The 15,288-nt window shown below is 70.4% G+C and carries 15 protein-coding genes and 2 pseudogenes; 7 read left to right on the top strand and 10 right to left on the bottom strand.

The window, feature by feature from the left end; genetic code table 11:
* Positions 1–103: 103 nt before the first annotated feature.
* Together ABD363_RS19720 and ABD363_RS19715 are read right to left on the bottom strand one after the other, a co-directional pair.
* The gene (locus tag ABD363_RS19720) at positions 104–1,324 is read right to left on the bottom strand and encodes an acetyl-CoA C-acetyltransferase (RefSeq protein ID WP_344605352.1); all 1,221 of its coding nucleotides are present in this window, start codon (positions 1,322–1,324) and stop codon (positions 104–106) included.
* A gap of 155 nt (positions 1,325–1,479) precedes the next feature.
* Positions 1,480–2,502 (bottom strand): SGNH/GDSL hydrolase family protein, encoded by a 1,023-nt coding sequence (locus ABD363_RS19715; RefSeq protein WP_344605350.1) that lies wholly within the window; start codon positions 2,500–2,502, stop codon positions 1,480–1,482.
* Positions 2,503–2,661: 159 nt separating this feature from the next.
* Here ABD363_RS19715 and ABD363_RS19710 point away from each other — a divergent pair, with 159 nt between their 5' ends.
* A complete protein-coding gene (locus ABD363_RS19710; RefSeq protein WP_344605348.1) occupies positions 2,662–4,050 on the top strand; it encodes a cystathionine beta-synthase in 1,389 nt (462 codons plus the stop codon).
* A 648-nt stretch (positions 4,051–4,698) separates the two neighbouring features.
* Here the strand turns inward: ABD363_RS19710 and ABD363_RS19705 are convergent.
* Positions 4,699–5,142 (bottom strand): hypothetical protein, encoded by a 444-nt coding sequence (locus ABD363_RS19705; protein WP_344605346.1) that lies wholly within the window; start codon positions 5,140–5,142, stop codon positions 4,699–4,701.
* 538 nt (positions 5,143–5,680) lie between these two features.
* Positions 5,681–5,815 carry a hypothetical protein gene (locus ABD363_RS19700; protein ID WP_344605344.1) on the bottom strand — a complete coding sequence of 45 codons (135 nt, stop codon included), beginning with the start codon at positions 5,813–5,815 and terminating at the stop codon, positions 5,681–5,683.
* A gap of 116 nt (positions 5,816–5,931) precedes the next feature.
* Between ABD363_RS19700 and ABD363_RS32675 the strand changes: the two are divergent.
* Both ABD363_RS32675 and ABD363_RS32670 read left to right on the top strand, forming a co-directional pair.
* Positions 5,932–6,092: pseudogene (locus ABD363_RS32675) on the top strand (IS481 family transposase); the annotation flags it as partial.
* A pseudogene (locus tag ABD363_RS32670) lies at positions 6,072–6,249 on the top strand (integrase core domain-containing protein); the annotation flags it as partial. The pseudogenes ABD363_RS32675 and ABD363_RS32670, both read left to right, overlap by 21 nt.
* Here the strand turns inward: ABD363_RS32670 and cysS are convergent.
* The 6 genes from cysS to ABD363_RS19670 form a co-directional block, all read right to left on the bottom strand.
* A complete protein-coding gene (gene cysS / locus ABD363_RS19695; RefSeq protein WP_344605342.1) occupies positions 6,221–7,642 on the bottom strand; it encodes a cysteine--tRNA ligase in 1,422 nt (473 codons plus the stop codon). The pseudogene ABD363_RS32670 and the gene cysS overlap by 29 nt on opposite strands.
* 15 nt (positions 7,643–7,657) lie before the next feature.
* On the bottom strand, positions 7,658–8,269 hold the full coding sequence (locus ABD363_RS19690; protein ID WP_344605340.1) for a phosphoribosylanthranilate isomerase: 612 nt from the start codon (positions 8,267–8,269) through the stop codon (positions 7,658–7,660).
* Positions 8,270–8,342: 73 nt separating this feature from the next.
* Positions 8,343–8,966 (bottom strand): LysE family translocator, encoded by a 624-nt coding sequence (locus ABD363_RS19685; protein WP_344605338.1) that lies wholly within the window; start codon positions 8,964–8,966, stop codon positions 8,343–8,345.
* Positions 8,967–9,015: 49 nt separating this feature from the next.
* Positions 9,016–9,807: an indole-3-glycerol phosphate synthase TrpC gene (gene trpC, locus ABD363_RS19680; RefSeq protein ID WP_344605336.1), complete on the bottom strand. Its 792-nt coding sequence runs from the start codon at positions 9,805–9,807 to the stop codon at positions 9,016–9,018.
* Entirely contained in the window at positions 9,807–10,838 is a 1,032-nt protein-coding gene (trpD, locus tag ABD363_RS19675; protein ID WP_344605334.1) for an anthranilate phosphoribosyltransferase, read from the bottom strand. The genes trpC and trpD overlap by 1 nt, the downstream gene beginning before the upstream one ends.
* Complete coding sequence (locus ABD363_RS19670) at positions 10,838–11,956, bottom strand: FAD-dependent oxidoreductase (protein ID WP_344605332.1); 1,119 nt, start codon at positions 11,954–11,956, stop codon at positions 10,838–10,840. The genes trpD and ABD363_RS19670 overlap by 1 nt, the downstream gene beginning before the upstream one ends.
* Before the next feature lie 71 nt (positions 11,957–12,027).
* On the opposite strand from ABD363_RS19670, the gene ABD363_RS19665 reads away from it, so the two are divergent.
* The 4 genes from ABD363_RS19665 to ABD363_RS19650 all read left to right on the top strand — a co-directional run bounded on the left by ABD363_RS19665 (position 12,028) and on the right by ABD363_RS19650 (position 15,222).
* Positions 12,028–12,588, top strand: coding sequence for an SUKH-4 family immunity protein (locus tag ABD363_RS19665; RefSeq protein WP_344605330.1), 561 nt, complete (start codon positions 12,028–12,030; stop codon positions 12,586–12,588).
* A 75-nt stretch (positions 12,589–12,663) separates the two neighbouring features.
* Positions 12,664–13,434, top strand: coding sequence for a transposase (locus ABD363_RS19660; RefSeq protein WP_344605328.1), 771 nt, complete (start codon positions 12,664–12,666; stop codon positions 13,432–13,434).
* Positions 13,435–13,652: 218 nt separating this feature from the next.
* Positions 13,653–14,501: a MurR/RpiR family transcriptional regulator gene (locus ABD363_RS19655; RefSeq protein WP_344605326.1), complete on the top strand. Its 849-nt coding sequence runs from the start codon at positions 13,653–13,655 to the stop codon at positions 14,499–14,501.
* A 139-nt stretch (positions 14,502–14,640) separates the two neighbouring features.
* Positions 14,641–15,222 carry a hypothetical protein gene (locus tag ABD363_RS19650; RefSeq protein ID WP_344605324.1) on the top strand — a complete coding sequence of 194 codons (582 nt, stop codon included), beginning with the start codon at positions 14,641–14,643 and terminating at the stop codon, positions 15,220–15,222.
* Positions 15,223–15,288: the final 66 nt, after the last annotated feature.

Here is a 15,288-nt window from a genome sequence, read left to right as displayed (position 1 = left end):
ATCCTGGGGGAGATTGGATCACAAAACGGCCCGGAATCCCGGTGTTTCCGGGGTTCCGGGCCCAAGGGTGACGCTGGGTTCAGCTCCCGTCACCGGGAGGGGGTCAGCTGAGGCGCTCGATGACCATGGCCATGCCCTGGCCGCCGCCGACGCACATGGTCTCCAGGCCGAACTGCTTGTCGTGCCACTGGAGGGAGTTGATCAGCGTGGTGGTGATGCGGGCGCCGGTCATGCCGAAGGGGTGACCGACGGCGATGGCGCCGCCGTTGACGTTCAGCTTCTCCAGCGGGATGCCCAGGTCGCGGTAGGAGGGGATGACCTGCGCGGCGAACGCCTCGTTGATCTCGACCAGGTCGATGTCGTCGATGGTCAGCCCGGCCCGCTTCAGGGCCTGCCGGGAGGCCTCGACCGGGCCCAGGCCCATGATCTCGGGGGACAGGCCGGAGACGCCGGTGGAGACGATCCGGGCGAGCGGGGTGATGCCCAGCTCGCGGGCCTTGGTGTCGCTCATGATGACGAGGGCCGCGGCACCGTCGTTGAGGGGGCAGCAGTTGCCCGCGGTGACCAGGCCGTCGGGGCGGAAGACCGGCTTCAGACCGGCGACGCCCTCCAGGGTGACGCCGGGGCGGGGGCCGTCGTCCTTGGCGACGACCGTGCCGTCGGGCAGCGTGACGGGGGTGATCTCGCGCTCCCAGAAGCCGCTCTTGATCGCCTCCTCGGCCAGGTTCTGCGAGCGGACGCCGAACTCGTCCATCTCCCGGCGCGTGACGCCCTTGAGGCGGGCGAGGTTCTCGGCGGTCTGGCCCATCGCGATGTACGGGTCGGGCAGCAGGCCGTCCTCGCGCGGGTCGTGCCAGGTGGCGCCCTCCTGCTGGGCGACGGCGGCGGTGCGCGCCTCGGCCTCGGCGAAGAGCGGGTTGTGCGTGTCGGGCAGGCTGTCGGAGTTGCCCTTCACGTACCGGGAGACCATCTCGACGCCGGCCGAGACGAAGACGTCGCCCTCGCCGGCCTTGATGGCGTGCAGCGCCATCCGGGAGGTCTGCAGGGACGACGAGCAGTACCGGGTGACGGTGCAGCCCGGCAGGTGGTCCATGCCCATCTGCACGGCCACCACGCGGCCGAGGTTGTGGCCCTGCTCGCCGCCGGGCAGGCCGCAGCCGAGCATCAGGTCGTCGATGTCCCGCGGGTCCAGCTGCGGGACCTTGGCGAGGGCCGCCTGGACGATCGTGGCGGTGAGGTCGTCCGGGCGGAGGTCCTTCAGGGAGCCCTTGTTGGCGCGGCCGATGGGTGAGCGGGCGGCAGAGACGATCACGGCTTCGGGCATCACGGCTCCATGGCGGTACGAGGGGGCGGGCAGGGATGACTGGGAAGTTACCCGTACGTATGGCCCGGGTCACGGGCGGTGCGGTGTGACCCTGGCCGCAATTTTCTAAGCGCTTGCTTTTTTCCGTCCGCCTTCAAGGGTACGACCGCCCGCGGCTACGAGGGCCGGGCCGTGGGCTCCGGTTCCGTCTCCGGGACCCGGCGCCGCCGGCGCCGCTTGAGCAGCGCCCACGGCCCCCGCGGTCCGGTCGGCAGGGCCGCGGCGACCTCGGTGCCCGCCTCCGACGCCGCCGCGGCCGCGGCCCGCGCCACCGGCAGGAACCCCTCGCGGCGGGCGGCGTCCGGACGCTCCTCCTCCGCCGGCCACAGGCCGAGCGCCGCGCAGACCGTCGGCAGCACCGCCATCGCGGCCGTCGCGTAGCCCTCCGCCGAGGGGTGGTAGTTGTCGGGGCCGAACAGCTCGCGCGGGTTCGCCGCGAACTCCGGGCCCAGCAGGTCGCCCAGCGACACCGTACGGCCGCCCTGCTCGACGACGCCGATCGTCTGGGCCGCCGCCAGCTGCCGCGAGGCGCGGCGGGCCAGCCAGCGCAGCGGCTGCCACACCGGCTCGATGGTGCCCAGGTCCGGGCAGGTGCCGACCACGACCTCCGCGCCGGCCGTGCGCAGCCGCCGCACCGCCGCCGACAGGTGGCGGACCGAGCGGGTCGGGGGCATCCGGTGGGTGACGTCGTTCGCGCCGATCATGATCACGCAGATGTCGGGGACCCGGGACCGGTCCGCGAGCACCAGCGCCACCTGCCGGTCCAGGTCGTCCGACCGGGCCCCGGGCAGCGCGACCGAGCGCAGCTCCACCGGGCGCTCCGCCAGCGCGGCCAGGCCCGAGGCGAGCAGCGCGCCCGGCGTCTGCCCGGCCCGGTGCACGCCCTGGCCCGCGGCCGTGGAGTCGCCCAGCATCGTCAGCCGCAGAGGCGGCCCGCCGGCCCGCGGCGTACCGCCGTACAGGCCCTGCGCGTCCGGTACGCGCCCGGACGGGCCGTTGCCCACCCGGCGCCGGGCCAGCCGCACCTCGGCCAGCAGCAGACCGGCCGCGGCCGCGCCGGCCAGGCCGATCCCGCCGCCGCCGTACGCCGCGCCCGCAGCGATCCGCCGGGCCACCCGCGCCCTCGACATGCTCGTCATGCGCCGCCGTCACCTCCTCGAAGCCGTACACCCACTGCTTGCCCCGTACGGACCGTCGTCCAATCTCCACAGGGCGTGAACGGCCGTCACGGGCGGGCGGCAGGCCCTAGGCTGGCGGAACCATCACGACCACACCTTTTGCAGCATCCGGAGACAACGGTGCAATTCCACGACTCGATGATCAGCCTCGTCGGCAACACCCCGCTGGTGAGGCTCAACAGCGTGACCAAGGGCATCAGGGCGACCGTCCTGGCCAAGGTGGAGTACTTCAACCCCGGCGGCTCCGTGAAGGACCGCATCGCCCTGCGCATGATCGAGGCGGCCGAGCGGAGCGGCGAGCTGAAGCCGGGCGGCACCATCGTGGAGCCGACCAGCGGCAACACCGGGGTCGGGCTCGCGATCGTGGCGCAGCAGAAGGGGTACAGGTGCATCTTCGTGTGCCCCGACAAGGTGTCGACGGACAAGATCAACGTGCTGCGGGCCTACGGGGCCGAGGTGGTCGTGTGCCCCACCGCCGTCGCTCCCGAGCACCCCGACTCGTACTACAACGTCTCCGACCGCCTGGTGCGCGAGACGCCGGGCGCCTGGAAGCCGGACCAGTACTCCAACCCCAACAACCCGCTCTCCCACTACCATTCGACCGGGCCCGAGCTGTGGGAGCAGACCGAGGGGCGGATCACCCACTTCGTGGCGGGCGTGGGCACCGGCGGGACCATCTCCGGCACCGGCCGCTACCTCAAGGAGGTCAGCGACGGGCGGGTCAAGGTCGTCGGCGCCGACCCCGAGGGCTCGGTGTACTCCGGCGGATCCGGGCGGCCGTACCTCGTCGAGGGCGTCGGCGAGGACTTCTGGCCGACGGCGTACGACCGCGGCATCGCCGACGAGATCGTCGCGGTGTCCGACAAGGACTCCTTCCAGATGACCCGCCGGCTCGCCCGGGAGGAGGGCCTGCTGGTGGGCGGCTCCTGCGGCATGGCCGTGGTCGCCGCGCTGCGGGTGGCCGAGCGGCTCGGGCCCGACGACGTGGTGGTCGTCCTGCTGCCCGACGGCGGACGCGGCTACCTCAGCAAGATCTTCAACGACGAGTGGATGGCCGACTACGGCTTCCTGGCGGACGAGGGCCCGAGCGCCCGCGTCGGCGACGTGCTGAACGACAAGGAGGGCGGCGCCATCCCCTCCCTGGTCCACATGCACCCCGACGAGACGGTCGGCCAGGCCATCGAGGTGCTGCGCGAGTACGGCGTCTCGCAGATGCCGATCGTCAAGCCCGGCGCCGGCCACCCGGACGTGATGGCCGCCGAGGTCGTCGGCTCGGTCGTGGAGCGGGAACTGCTGGACGCCCTGTTCGCCAAGCGGGCCTCGCTGGACGACCCGCTGGAGAAGCACATGTCGGCGCCGCTGCCGCAGGTCGGCTCCGGCGAACCGGTCGCGGACCTGATGTCCGTGCTGGGCACGGCGGACGCGGCGATCGTCCTCGTCGAGGGCAAGCCGACCGGGGTGGTCAGCCGGCAGGACCTGCTGGCGTTCCTGGCCAAGGGCGGCAAGTAGCGCCCGCTCCCCGGCCGGACGGGGCCCCGGCCGGGCCAGGGGCCTCGGTCGGGTGCGGGGGGCCGGCCGGGCGGGGAGCAGGAGTCGTCCCCGTACGGCGGAACGCCGGGGAGACGTCCGGTGAACGGGCGGTGGGGGCGCCGAACTTGCGGTGAGCAACGACCTTCGCGGACTTCGCGGAAGTGGTACGCGCGTGTCACGTCCGCGCAGCACCCGCTTAACACGGGTCCGGCACATTGGTGGGTGTCGGCAGGGCGGGAGCGGCTCCCCGCCCCGGCCGGCGCAGATCGGCGTCACAGGACCTCCGGAGCGGCTCCCGGACCTCCACGGACGCCACGGACGCGCAAGCCCGGCCCTGACCCGGCCCGCGTCCCCCGCGGGGACCGCCGTCGTCCCGCCCCCCGGCAACGGGGGTGCGGCGGTCCCCGCGCACATCCCCTCGCGCCCGAACCGGCGCCGCTCCGGCGGCCCCGGCCGCTCGCCGCCGGGGCCGCTCACCCGACGGTCGCCGTCGCGGGCGTCTCCCGGCCGGCCGGCGGCCGCAGGCGTTCCGCCGTCCCCGGGCCCGGCTCCGGGAGGCAGACCACGAGGGTGTGCTCCGGTTCCGCCGGGACCGTCGGGGTCTCGAAGGGGAGGGCCGGCGGGCCGTCACCGCCGCCGGTCCTCCCCGGCGTCGCCCCGGGAGGACCGACGGCGGCGCCCGAACAGGTCCGGATCGGCGCGGGCGGCCTGGACGACGTTGACGCCGACGATGCCCGCCCACGCGGTGAGGAGTCCCGGGAGGTGGGCGACGCCGCCGCCGATCGCGGACAGCGGGATCGCGAGCACCAGGGAGACGATGCCGAACCCGAAGCGCTCCCCCCAGGAGTCCGCGGGCCCCGGCGACCGGGAGTCCCGGGCCGCCGCCGTCCGCTGCTCGGCGAGCTGCCGGCGCACCCGGCGCTCGACGGCCTCGTCGATGCGCTGGTCGACCTTCTCCAGGAACGAGTCGACCAGCGCGGACTCGTACTCCTCGCCCAGTTCCCCGCGCGCCCGCAAGGTGGCGTCGAGTTCCTTCTTCAGGTCGGTGTCCCGCGCGTCCGTTCCGGTCATGCGGTCCACGGTAGGGAGCCGGCTCGCTCCCGGCACTGGGGACAGCCCCCCTGTCGGACCTCGGGCGGGCCGGACGGCGTCCGGGGCGGGCCGGGCGGTGAACCGGGGCGGGCCGGCTGAAAACCGCCGCTGAAGATGAGACTTGACATGCCTTCCGACCTGGCCACTGTTGATCAGATGTGCATCTAATCGAGGTCATTCCGGGGCACGGGAAATGAGAGTGAGGTCGACCAGGGGTTTCTCGCTGCGCATGAGCTTCTGCAAGCCGGCGTCATCTCGACTTGGCCGAGGTCACCCGCGCCGTGCGCACTACGCGCGATTCGACAGCCTGAGAGCCGAGGGCGTTCGTCGTGGAGATGAAAAGCGCGTGACCACGGGTCTGGACTGACTCTCGGACTCGCTCGCCGCGGCGTGAAGGTCACCATCTGAAAGGGCGGACTCCTGCGTTGCGCCGAAGCTGGCGGCCGCTGCAGAGCCGACCGGCCTTCAGAGGGCCTTGGCTCCCCGCTGCGGTGACGTCCGGGGCGATGCGGCAGTCTCAGGTGGCGGTTACCCCGCCGCTGTTGTCGTCGACGACGGCCTGCCGCTCCGGTACCGGGCAAGCGGTGACCAGAGACGTGTCGAGCCCGTCCAAGCCGCTCGCGGCGACACGGCCCAGCGCCTCGTCGTGCACGGGGAAGTGTGTCGCAGTGAACGCAGCCTGGACAACTGCCGCTCGTGCATACGGCTCCCATGCCTTCGCCAGCCTCTGCGACCAGCTCGGGGTGACCTGGTCGATGGGCGGGGTCCCCGGCCCGATCCACTCAGCCGCAGGTCCGCAAGATTGTGCACCTGCGCTGGAAGCGGCGACTGGGACCGGTCCAGATCGCTGAACGGCCGGGCATGCCCGCCTCGACCTCCACGTGGTCCTGACCCGCTGCCGGATCAACCGTGTCGAACGCCTCGACCGCACGCTGGCCGCCGGGTGGCTTCGGACGTTTCCACTCCAGCGAATCAGCCCGCCGCAAAGCTTTGCTGGCCTGGTTTCATCACTACAACCACCACCGTCCCCACACCGCAACCGGCGGCAAACCGCCCGTCACCAGGTTGACCAACGTCCCTGGGTAGTACACCTAGTCCAGCGCGATCCTTGGGGGCTATCCTCGATGGCCAGTCCAGACTCGCCGAGCCGGTCGCGGATAGCGTCCGCGGTGGCCCAGTCCTTACGGGCCCGGGCGGCCTCGCGCTGGTCGAGGACGAGCCGTACGAGGCTGTCGACGACGTGCCGCAGGTCGTCGCCCTCCTCCTGCTCCCCCGCCCGCTGCGGGTCCAGGGGGTCGAGGCCGAGGACGCCGAGCATGGCGCGGACCTCGGCGAGGCGGGCGACGGCCGCTTCCTTGTCGTCGGCGGCCAGTGCGCTGTTGCCCTGCCGGACGGTGGTGTGCACGACGGCGAGCGCCTGCGGCACGCCGAGGTCGTCGTCCATGGCCTCGGCGAAGGCGGGCGGCACCTCGGCGGCGGGCTCGACGGGCCCGCCGGCGAGTTCGGTGACGCGCTGGACGAAGGCCTCGATGCGGGTGAACGCCGCCTCGGCCTCGCGCAGGGCCTCCTCGCTGTACTCGATGGTCGAGCGGTAGTGCGGGGTGCCCAGGTAGTACCGCAGCACGATGGGCCGCCACCGCTTGACCATCTCGGACACGAGCACGCTGTTGCCGAGCGACTTGGACATCTTCTCGCCGCTCATGGTGACCCAGGCGTTGTGCACCCAGTACCGGGCGAAGGCGTCGCCGAAGCCGCGGGCCTGGGCGATCTCGTTCTCGTGGTGCGGGAAGATCAGGTCGATCCCGCCCCCGTGGATGTCGAACTCCTCACCGAGGTACTTGTGTGCCATCGCGGAGCACTCCAGGTGCCACCCCGGGCGCCCCCGCCCCCACGGCGTCTCCCAGTTCGGTTCCCCCGGCTTGGCCGCCTTCCACATGGCGAAGTCCCGCGGGTCCCGCTTGCCGGTCTCGCCCTCGCCGGCGGGCTGGCGCAGGTCGTCCAGGCCCTGGTTGGACAGGGCGAGGTAGCCGGGCAGCGAGCGGACGTCGAAGTAGACGTTGCCGTCGGCCTCGTAGGCGTGCCCACGCTCGATGAGGCCGCGCATCATCTCGACCATCTCGGTGATGTGGCCGGTGGCGCGCGGTTCGTAGGTGGGCGGCAGGCAGCCGAGGGCGGTGTAGGCGTCGTCGAACGCCCGCTCGTTCTCGTAGCCGATGGCCCACCAGGGACGGTTCTGCTCCGCCGCCTTCCTGATGATCTTGTCGTCGATGTCGGTGACGTTGCGGACGAACGTCACGTCGTAGCCGCGGTACGCGAACCAGCGGCGCAGGATGTCGAAGTTCAGGCCCGAGCGGATGTGCCCGATGTGCGGCGCGGCCTGCACGGTGGCACCACACAGGTAGATCGAGACACAGCCCGGCCTGAGCGGGGCGAAGTCACGGATCTGCCGGGCGCTGGTGTCGTAGAGCCGGATTGACAAGACGTCTCCTCGGGTTCAGGCAACGGCTCGAGCGGCCTTGACGAATGCCCGGATCAGTCCCGAGTCTTTGATCCCTCGGACACTTTCGATCCCACTGGACACATCCACCCCCCAGGGCCTGGTGATCTCAACCGCCTCGGCCACGTTGTCCGGTGTAAGGCCGCCGGCCAGGAGCCACTGGTCACCGGGGGAACGGAAGGTTTTTCGGGTCCAGTCCCACGGTATCCCGGCGCCTGGCGTGGGTGCGTCGAGGAGCAGAATGTCTTCGCCCATCTGCCCGCACTGCGGGACAGGCTCGCGGTACGACGCTCCTCGAATGAGCGTCCACGACCCCTCCCTGAGCGCAGCGAAGTGCCCTCGCTCTTCATTGCCGTGAAGCTGCACTGCACCGATTCCGGTGATGTTGGCCAAGGAGCGGATGTAATCCAATCGCTGGTTACGGAAAACCCCGACGGTCATCACATCTGAAGGAATTCGCTCAATGAGCCGTATTGCTGTGGTGGCATCCACGCGCCGTGGGCTGTCAGCGAACATGAAGCCGATGGCGTCGGCACCGACCTCGACAGCCGTGTCCACGTCTTCTTCGGTCTTGAGCCCACAGAGCTTGATGAATAAATGATTTCGCATAGAGCTACCTCAACGGATCTGTTTGCTCCGCAGGCCTTCTCCGAGGCAGGTGCGTGAGCGGCGAGGGTCGCAGTCAGCGACTGGCGAGGGCCAGCTGAACGCCCAGCCCGACGAAGGCAACAGCGAATGTCCGGCGCATCCATGCCAGAACCTTCGGGCGAGTGATGATGTGGTCCCGTACAGCTGCGGCGAAGGCGCCGTAGATCACGAACACCACAAACGTCATGATCATGAAAACGGCCGAGAGCTCGAGCATGTGCGGCAGCGAATTGGTGCTGTCAGCCGGAACGAACTGAGGCAGGAACGCCAGGAAGAACATGGACAGCTTCGGGTTCAGGAAGTTGAGCAGAATCGCAGTCCATACGACGCGGACTGCCGACCTCTCCTTCGCCTGGCTCCCGCCCTCGGTGTCAATCTTCATTGCCCCCTTCTCGTGCAGGGTCTGCCAGGCGAGGAAGAGCAAGTAGGCGACGCCGGCCCACTTGAAGCTCTCGAACGCCAGCGCGCTGGTGTGAAGGATGGCGGCAAGTCCTGCGATCGCCGCGGCCAGATGCGGAACGATACCGAGAGTGCAGCCGAAGGCGGCCACAACTGACATGCGAAATCCGCGCGTCAGGCCTGTGCCGACGGTGTACACCGCGCCGGTTCCCGGGGAAACCACAATGATGAATGCGGTGATGAGAAACTCAACACTCATGGACGGCCGCTCCCTTGGTGATCAGTCCAACTGCTGCGTAGTGACGGCACTACTGTGCCAGGAGCGCTCGTGTCGCGGACTCGACATCGGGAACTCGTGCCAGACTCTCACCCACGAGGAACGCCGTGATGCCAGCGGCTGCCATGCGCTTGAGGTCCTCCGGAGTGCGCAACCCGCTTTCCCCGACGATGACTTTGCCCTCGGGGACCTGCGGGGCGAGGTTCTCCGCGGTCGCCAAACTGGTCTCCATGGTCTTGAGGTCGCGGTTGTTGATCCCGATCAGCCGGGACCGCAGCCGAGCCGCCCGCTCCAGTTCCTCGCCGTCGTGCACTTCGACCAGGACGTCCATACCGAACTCTCGTGCGGCATCCTCGATGGCGAGGGCGGTGTCATCGTCGACGGTGGACAGCATCAGCAGGATCGCGTCCGCTCCCCAGGCCCTGGATTCGACGACCTGATAAGGATCGAGCATGAAGTCCTTGCGGAGCAGAGGCAGTCCGACCGTCGTCCGGACGACGTCCAAGTGGACCAGGCTGCCGTCGAACGAAGGACCATCGGTCAGTACGGACACGCAGGTGGCGCCCCCCGCCTCGTAGGCGCGGGCAAGCTCCGCCGGGTCGAAGTCCGCGCGGATCAGGCCCTTGGACGGGCTCTTCTTCTTGACCTCGGCGATCAGCGCGTACTCGCCCTGCCGCTGCCGTTGTTCGATGGCGGCCAGGAAGCCCCTGGGAGGCGCCATGTTCGCTGCCCGCTCTCGCAGAGCCGCCAGTGGCCGCTGCCTTTTGGCTTCGGCGATCTCCTCACGCTTGTACGTAGTGATACGAGTCAGCAGGTCACTCATCAGGCGTCCTCGGTGACGTTGGCGTTGGATGCTTCGATCAAGGCGGACAGACGTTCCCTTGCCCGTCCGGAATCGATGGACTCGGCTGCCAGGGCGACGCCCTGCCTGAAGTCGGTGACGTGGGACGCCGCGAGCAGCGCGGCGGCGGCGTTCAGCACTGCGATGTCCCGGTACGGCCCCTGGGCCCGGTCGAGAACCGCCCGCAACGATGTGGCGTTCTGAGCAGGCGTCCCTCCCCGCAGTTCCTCGGGGCGGGCCGTGCGGATGCCCGCCTCGCCGGGCGTGATCTCGAAGGTCTTCACCACGCCGTCCACAAGTTCCGCGACGTACGTGGGACCGGTGGTGGTGACCTCGTCGAGGCCGTCTGATCCGTGCACCACCAGCGCGTGTGTGGACCCCAGTTCGCCCAGGACCTGGGCGAGGGGCTCGACCCAGTGCCGGGAGTAGACGCCGACCAGGTGATGCCGGACCCTGGCGGGGTTGAGCAGCGGGCCGAGGATGTTGAACACGGTGCGAGTGGCGAGTTCGACACGCGTGGGCGCCACATGCCTGAGGGCGGGATGATGGTTCGGCGCGTGCATGAAGCCGATGCCCGCCGCGGATATGCAGTGCTCGACCTCCGCCGGCGAGAGATCGGTCCGCACGCCGAGTGCGCTCAGCACGTCGGTCGCGCCGGAACGGGAGGACAGCGCGCGATTTCCGTGCTTGGCCACGGGGACGCCCACACCGGCGACGATGAGCCCGGCGCACGTGGAGATGTTGTACGAGCCGGAGGCGTCGCCCCCTGTGCCTACGATGTCAACCGCGCCTACGGGTGCCGTGACCGTGCGCATTCTGCCGCGCAGGCTGGTCGCCGCGCCCGTGATCTCGTCGACCGTCTCCCCGCGTACGCGCAGGGCCATCAGAAACGCGCCGATCTGGGAAGGGGTTGCCTCACCAGTCGTCATGGCGGTGAAGGCGTCGGCGGCTTCCTGGCGGGTCAGGGGATGACCGTCGGCTGTCTTGGCGAGGAACTCCTTGAACGTTCCCATCACGCGGTACCTCTCGAGGGCAGGGGCCGGTCCCAGTCAGGTGTGACGTTCTCGCGCCGGTAGGGGGTCTCATCGGTCAGGGCGGTGTCGAGGGTGCGAGCGAACAGGTGCCCGCTGTGCACGGCCCCGGCGATGATCCCGGGACCGAGGGCGTCGCCTACCCGCACCACTCGGCGGATGCCCGCCTCCTCGAGGGCAGCGGGTCCGAGTTCTGCCAGCTCCTGGTAGAGCGTGTCCCTGGGGATCTGTCCCGTGGACAGGACGACCGCGTCGGCGGCCACGGCGGTTTCACGTCGCGTGTAGGTGCAGGCAAGGTAGGCAGTGCCCGGCTCGGTGCGAGCGAGCGTGGTGGAGGTGTGGACCGCGGAGCAGAGTTCCATGATGCGGCGCTGGATACGCTTCTGCTCGGCGGTGTACTGGGTGAAGGCCGCGACTGTGGGCTCGGGGGTCACGAACGTGACGTCACACCCCGCGGCGACGAGCTGCTCAGCGATGACGCCAGCCATGTAGTAGTGGTCGTCATCGTAGATCACCACACGGCCCTGGGGGAGCCGACCGTCCATGATGTCGTCCGGCGTGAACACCTCGACGTCATCCAGACCGGGAATCGGCTCGGCGTGGTAGCGCCCGACACCGTCACCACGCCATGTCGCCCCGGTGGCGATGGCTACAAGGGAGCAGCCGGCTTCCAGGACCAGGTCCGCCGTGACGCGGTTGCCGGGCAGGAGCTGCACGTTCTTCATGCGCTTGAGCTGTTCGAGGCGCCAGTCCCGCACCCGGCCGTACGTCGCGAGGCCGGGCAGCCGCGCCTCACGAGTGACCCGTCCTCCGAGTTCACGGCTCTCTTCGCAGAGAATCACGTCATAGCCGCGCTGGCCCAGCCCCCGGGCGGCTTCCAGTCCGGCGGGACCGCCACCGACGACAAGCACGGTGTCGTCGGTGTCCTTGGGTGGGATGGTCTCGGGATGCCAGCCGCGACGCCACTCCTCGCCCATCGTGGGATTCTGCGTGCAGCGGATGGGGGCGCCGAGAGAGTCGAAGGCCAGGCAGATGTTGCAGCCGATGCACTCCCGGATGTCGTTGAAACGGCCCTGCTCGATCTTAGGGCTGTCCCGCAAGTGCGGCCGTGCCTTGGCCTGGGACCGGCTCGATGGGGTCAAGACCACAGCCGACGGAAGAGGATCGTTCGATGGCGACGTACGACCAGCTGACCGAGTGGGCCGGTTTGGGGCATGTCACGCGAGCCGGACGGGACGTTGTGGCCGGCTGGCGAATCCCGGGCTTCATGAAGGCACAGCTCGTCGAGGTGGGCATCCCGCTGGCTCCGCGCCTCATCGAACGAGTCGTGATGCAGAGCGAGGCTGAGCCAGCCCTGCTCACATCACGGGGCCCGCTCTACCGTCTCACCGAGCAGGCGGACCCCGATGATCAGGCCGAGCGGTTCTCGTTCGGTGTCGAGCCGGAGACCGGGACGGTCTACTTCGTCATGCCGGATGGGGAGGCGTGGTACGCCAACTCGGGTGTCGGCGTGTGGCTCGACGTCCTTCACCGCTACGGCAGTCGCGTCGCAGCCTCAGAGCTTCTCAGCGAACCGGACGGGCCCGAGGAGTACCTCTCCGATGAGGAGGAAGAGCGGGCTTTCGCTGAGCTGAACCGGCTGGCCGAGGAGCTGAAGGAGATCGACCCGACGGCCTTCAACGGCTACGAGGGGTTTCTCTGGCCAGGGCTCCTGGACCGCTGGCTCTACTGACCTCGGCCGACAGATCCAGACCCCCAGGTCCGGACCATGCAGGGATGCCAGGCCCACTACTGAGATGATCTTCATGTGCGGGCTGTGATCACGGCGTCGGAGCCGTCATGGATAGCGCCGTACTCCGGGCTCAGTCCGAAGCAGTTCGGGAAACTGATCACCATGCTGCGACGCGGAGGCCCGCCCCTTGTTTGCAGGGGGCGTCCGTGGAGTCTGCCGCTGGAAGACCGGGTGTTGCTGGTTGCCGCGTACTGGCGGACGAACCTGACCTTGCGGCAGTTGGCTCCCTTGTTCGGGGTCTCGAAGTCGGCCGCGGGTCGGATCGTGAGCCACCTCGGGCCGTTGCTCGCGCTGCGGCAGCGGAGCCGCTTCCGCAGAGACACGGTGCTGATCGTGGACGGCACCCTGGTACCGACACGGGACCACAGCGTGGCGGAGCAGTCCAAGAACTACCGTTACTCGACCAACCACCAGGTCGTCATAGACGCCGACTCACGCCTTGTCGTCTCCGTCGGCCGACCCCTGCCCGGCAACCGCAACGACTGCAAGGCATGGGAACTATCCGGAGCCAAGAACTCGGTCGGCAACACCACCGTCATCGCCGACGGTGGCTACCGCGGCACCGGTCTGATCGTCCCGCACCGCCGAGAACCCGGCCAGACCGAGCTACCGGCCTGGAAGGAAGCACACAACACCTCCCACCGCAAAGTCCGCGCCCGGGTCGAGCACACCTTTGCCCGCATGAAGACCTGGAAGATCCTCCGCGACTGCCGCCTGAAAGGCGACGGCGTCCACCACGCCATGCTCGGCATCGCCCGCCTCCACAACCTCACCCTGACCGGATAGCGGATCTATGCCAACGACCGATGAGGAGCACGTCCGAGATCACTTGCGGGACAGCCCTTAGGGATTCACGCTGGCAAGTGCACTATCAGGTTGGGGTTCACACTGTCATTTCGGCCTTCGGCTCTCAGTCGGCGGCCCGGGTTCGCCGCGGGCAGGCCCCGGCTGTATAACGACATGCAGGATTCGGGGCATGTGAAGAGGCCGAGGGGGAGCACGTCATGGGCGTGACCGACAGCCCTGCCGCGCGGCTGCAGGCGCTCTTCGAGGGGCACCGGCTGACGCCGACCCAGCGCCGCATCGCGCACAGCATGGTGCGGCGGGCCGCCGACGTGCCGTTCCTGTCCAGCGTGGAGCTGGCCGAGCTGGCCGGGGTCAGCCAGCCGTCCGTGACCCGCTTCGCCGTCGCCCTCGGCTTCGACGGCTACCCCGCCCTGCGCCGCCATCTGCGCGAGGTCGTCCCGGCGGAACCGGCGGCGGACGCGGACGCGGGCGCGTACAACGCGTACCAGCAGGCCGTCGAGGCCGAGATCGAGAACCTCAGGCACCTCGCCGGGCTGCTCGCCGACCCCGCGCCCGTGCGGCGGGCCGGACGCCTGCTCGCCGCCTCGCGGCCCCTGCCCGTGCTCGGGCTGCGCGCGGCGGCCGCCCAGGCGTACGGCTTCGCGTACTTCGCCGCCAAGGTCCACCCGGACGTCCGGCTGCTGAACGAGGGCGGCACGATGGTCCACGACCGCGTCGACGGCGCCGTCCGGGCCGGGGCGACGGCCCTGCTCTGCTTCGCGCTGCCGCGCCACCCCCGCGAGGTCCTCGACGCCCTGGCCTACGCCAAGGAGGCGGGACTGACGGTGGTGACGGTCGCCGACTCCGCCTTCGCCCCGGTCGCCAAGGTGTCCGACCTGCTGCTGCCCGCCGCCGTCGGCACCGGCCTCGTCTTCGACACCGCCTGCGCGCCGATGCTGCTCGGCCGGGTGCTGCTGGAGGCGATGTGCGACGACCTGCCCGACGCCCAGGCCCGCCTGGAGGAGTTCGACGCGAAGGCGGCCGCGCGGGGGCTGTTCGTGGAGTGAGGGCCGGCGGCGCGGCGCCCCCCGTTCTCCCTGCCCGCCCGGTTCTCAGACTCGTCTCACCTTGTCCCGTTAGCGTGCATGCCTTATCTCCTAAGAGACCTTTCAGACACCTCGCAGACCTTGAGACAGGAGGCTGGACGTGGCGCGCGGAGGACAGGGGCTGGCGCGGGTGGCCGTCGTCGTACGGGCGGGGGCGGCACCGCTGTGGTGGCTGGGCGTGTTCGCGGCGGGCATCGGTGTCCTGGTGCCGGGGCTGACCGGGCGCCGGATCGGCGTCCTGGCCGGGGCCGCGCTGTTCGTCGTGGCGACGGCCGTGGTGGCGTGCGCGCGCCGCGGGCGGTACGCCGCCCTGACCCGCTCGGCGGCCCGGGCCGGCAAGCACGACGTGCTCCAGGACCGGGCGGTGACCACCCGCAACTGGCGCCGGGGCCACCGCTGGTGGCTGCTGCTCGCCTTCCTCGCCGCCCTCGGCAGCGCGTTCGCCGCGCCCGCCGCGGGCGGCCTGCTGCTGGCCGGCTGCGGCGCGGGCCTGTGGCTGAAGGCCGCCTGGATCGGCCGCCGCGAGCGGGCCGAGGAGGTCCTGCTGTGGGTCCGCGTCGACTGGCTCCGGTCGGGCGGCCGCCCGGCGGGCCGGACGGTCAAGGCGTACCGCAGCACGGGCATCGCGGCGGGCGACGCGGCACCGGGCGGTTCGCGCCGGAGGACGCCGGCCCTGGTCTGACGGCGGCCGCGGCGCCGCTCCGGGGCGCGGGGCGCGACGGCGGGCGGCTCCGGCGCGCGGGCGCGG

The sequence above is a fragment of the Streptomyces glaucus genome (assembly GCF_039533365.1).
In the GTDB taxonomy this organism is placed as follows: Bacteria; Actinomycetota; Actinomycetes; order Streptomycetales; family Streptomycetaceae; genus Streptomyces; species Streptomyces glaucus.
This window is presented reverse-complemented; position numbering and strand designations above follow the sequence as displayed.

Bases quoted from the DNA above. Each gene is read 5' to 3' on its own strand.
- ABD363_RS19720 (WP_344605352.1), bottom strand. From the start codon at position 1,324: ATGCCCGAAGCCGTGATCGTCTCTGCCGCCCGCTCACCCATCGGCCGC.
- ABD363_RS19715 (WP_344605350.1), bottom strand. From the start codon at position 2,502: ATGACGAGCATGTCGAGGGCGCGGGTGGCCCGGCGGATCGCTGCGGGC.
- ABD363_RS19705 (WP_344605346.1), bottom strand. From the start codon at position 5,142: ATGACCGGAACGGACGCGCGGGACACCGACCTGAAGAAGGAACTCGAC.
- ABD363_RS19690 (WP_344605340.1), bottom strand. From the start codon at position 8,269: ATGCGAAATCATTTATTCATCAAGCTCTGTGGGCTCAAGACCGAAGAA.
- ABD363_RS19685 (WP_344605338.1), bottom strand. From the start codon at position 8,966: ATGAGTGTTGAGTTTCTCATCACCGCATTCATCATTGTGGTTTCCCCG.
- trpC (WP_344605336.1), bottom strand. From the start codon at position 9,807: ATGAGTGACCTGCTGACTCGTATCACTACGTACAAGCGTGAGGAGATC.
- trpD (WP_344605334.1), bottom strand. From the start codon at position 10,838: ATGGGAACGTTCAAGGAGTTCCTCGCCAAGACAGCCGACGGTCATCCC.
- ABD363_RS19665 (WP_344605330.1), top strand. From the start codon at position 12,028: ATGGCGACGTACGACCAGCTGACCGAGTGGGCCGGTTTGGGGCATGTC.
- ABD363_RS19655 (WP_344605326.1), top strand. From the start codon at position 13,653: ATGGGCGTGACCGACAGCCCTGCCGCGCGGCTGCAGGCGCTCTTCGAG.